Annotated in this window: 2 protein-coding genes; both read right to left on the reverse strand. The window is 75.3% G+C overall.

The genetic code is table 11. The annotated features are described in order from the left end of the window. Positions 1 to 51: 51 nt before the first annotated feature. Positions 52 to 1497 (reverse strand): aldehyde dehydrogenase family protein, encoded by a 1446-nt coding sequence (locus ACFWN1_RS32835; RefSeq protein ID WP_384370277.1) that lies wholly within the window; start codon positions 1495 to 1497, stop codon positions 52 to 54. Between the two features lie 141 nt (positions 1498 to 1638). Further along, on the reverse strand, positions 1639 to 2623 hold a 985-nt coding region (locus ACFWN1_RS32840; RefSeq protein ID WP_384370280.1), incomplete at its 5' end, for a PucR family transcriptional regulator.

Consider the following 2623-nt stretch of genomic DNA (forward strand, 5'->3'; position numbering starts at 1 on the left):
GCCCCCGCACAGCGGGCTCCGGCCGTTCCGGTGGGACCTGTCCGTGGCAGGTCAGAGGGCGAGGCCCGTGAGGACCAGGACGCGCTCGTAGGTGTAGTCGTCCATCGCGGAGCGGACGCCCTCGCGGCCGACGCCGGACTGCTTGACGCCGCCGTACGGCATCTGGTCGGCGCGGTAGGAGGGCACGTCGCCGATGACGACGCCGCCGACCTCAAGGGCGCGGTGGGCGCGGAAGGCGGTCTGGAGGTCGTGGGTGAACACGCCTGCCTGAAGGCCGTACTTGGAGTCGTTGACGGCGGCGAACGCCTCGGCCTCGCCGTCGACCTTCGTGACGGTGAGGACCGGTCCGAAGATCTCCTCGGTGGCGAGGGTGGCGCCGGCTGGTACGTCGGTGAGGACGGTCGGCGCGTAGGTGGTGCCGTCGCGCTCGCCGCCGGTGAGCAGGGTGGCGCCCTGCTCGACGGCCTCGTTCACCCAGGACTCCACGCGCTGCGCGGCGGCCTCGCTGACCAGCGGGCCGACGTCGGTCTTGTCGTCGGACGGGGCACCGGTGACCTGGGCCTCGACGGCGGCGACGATGCGCGGCAGCAGCCGCTCGTACACCGCGCCGTCCACGATCACGCGCTGCACCGAGATGCAGGACTGGCCGCCCTGGTAGTTGGAGAAGGTGGCGATGCGGGTCGCCGCCCAGTCCAGGTCGGCGTCGCTCGCCCAGTCGCCGAGGACGACGGCCGCGCCGTTGCCGCCCAGCTCCAGCGTGCAGTGCTTGCGCGGCACCGAGTCCATGATCGCGTAGCCGACCCGCTCGGAGCCGGTGAAGGAGATCACCGGGAGGCGCTCGTCCTGGACCAGCGCGGGCATCTTGTCGTTGGCGACCGGCAGGACGCTCCAGGAACCGGCGGGCAGCTCGGTCTCGGCCAGCAGCTCGCCGATGACCAGGCCGGACAGCGGGGTGGCCGGGGCGGGCTTGAGGATGATCGGGACACCGGCGGCGATGGCCGGGGCGACCTTGTGCGCGCACAGGTTCAGCGGGAAGTTGAACGGCGCGATACCGAGGACGACGCCCTTGGGGAAGCGGCGGATCAGCGCCATGCGGCCCTGGCCGCCCGCGTCGGTGTCGAGCCGCTGGGCCTCCCCGCCGTTGAACCGCCGGGCCTCCTCGGACGCGAGCCGGAACACGGAGACGGCACGGCCGACCTCGCCGCGCGCCCACTTGACGGGCTTGCCGTTCTCGCCGGAGATCAGCTGGGCGATCTCCTCGCTGCGCTCGGCCAGCCGCTTGGCCACATGGTCCAGGGCGGCGGCGCGGACGTGCGCGGGCACGGCGGCGAACTCGTCGCGCACCGCGTACGCGGCGGCCACGGCCTCCTCGACCTGGGCGTCGGTGGGCACGCTCGCCCGGCCGACGACACGGCCGTCCCACGGGGAGGTGACGTCGAAGCTGTCCTCGCCGGTGGCCGGGCGTCCGGCCAGCCAGAAGGCGTGGGTGGAGGTCATGTGCGGGTCCGGCCCTTCCGCGTCGGGGGGTGTGGCGTTGCGTGATCCACGGTAGGACGGGCCCGGGCGACGGTCGCTTGTCCGAGTCGTACGGAAACGGGCGGGCGTTGCTACGGTTCGGCGGGGTCGGCGCGGGGTCCGCTACTCCCCCGAGGTTGCCTTCAGGGCCAGCCACAGTTCCATCCGGACGTCCGGGTCGTCCAGGGAACGGCCGAGGATCTCCTCGACCCGGCGCATCCGGTAGCGCAGGGTGTGGCGGTGCACGCCGAGGTCGGCGGCGGCCGCGTCCCACTGGCCGTGCCGGGACAGCCACGCGCGCAGGGAGGCGACGAGGTCACCGCGGCCGGTCGCGTCGTGGTCGCGCAGCGCGCGCAGCAGGCCGTCGGCGAAGGCCCGTACCGCGTCGTCGGCCAGCAGGGGGAGCACCGAGCCGGCCGCGACGTGCTCGTGCTCGACCAGGACCCGGCCGCGCCGCCGGGCGACCGAGAGCGCCTGCTCGGCCTGCCGATAGGCGGCGGCGGCCCCGATGGGGCCGGCCGGGGCGGAGAGGCCGACGACGAGCGCGCCCTCCTCGCCGCTCTTGGACTCCGGGACGAGCCGTGCCGCCTCCCGCGCGTCCGCGTACGCCGTGCAGGCGGCGACGGCCGTGCCGCCGTCGGTGGCGAGTACCACCAGGCGCTCGCGTTCGGGTACGACCAGGACGGCTTCCCCGGAGCGGGCGGCGGCGGACTCGGCGGCCTCCGCGAGGGCGTCCAGCGGGTCGCCGTCCGTCCCCTGGCGCGGCGCCGTCTCGGCGACCAGCAGCCGGAACGGCGCGTCCAGCAGCCCGCCGTACAGGTCTCCGGCGACCGCGCGGGCGTGGTCGGGCTCCCCGGCGAGCAGCATGCGCAGCACGGCAGCGCCGACCCGCTGTTCGGCGGCGTGCAGGGAGCGGGAGCGCTCGGTGGTGAGGGTGAGCAGGGCGATGGCGGAGTGCACGGCGTAGCGCTCGGCGGTGCCGGGGGCGGTGGCGGTGCCGACGGCGAGCGCGGCGCGGGGGCGGCGGCCGGTGCCGAGCGAGTGCAGCTCGACCCGGTCCTCGGTGTCGGGTGCGGCGACCACCGAGGAGGCGGGGGCGGGGCGTTCC

This window comes from Streptomyces sp. NPDC058459 (assembly GCF_042721685.1).
Classification (GTDB): Bacteria; Actinomycetota; Actinomycetes; order Streptomycetales; family Streptomycetaceae; genus Streptomyces.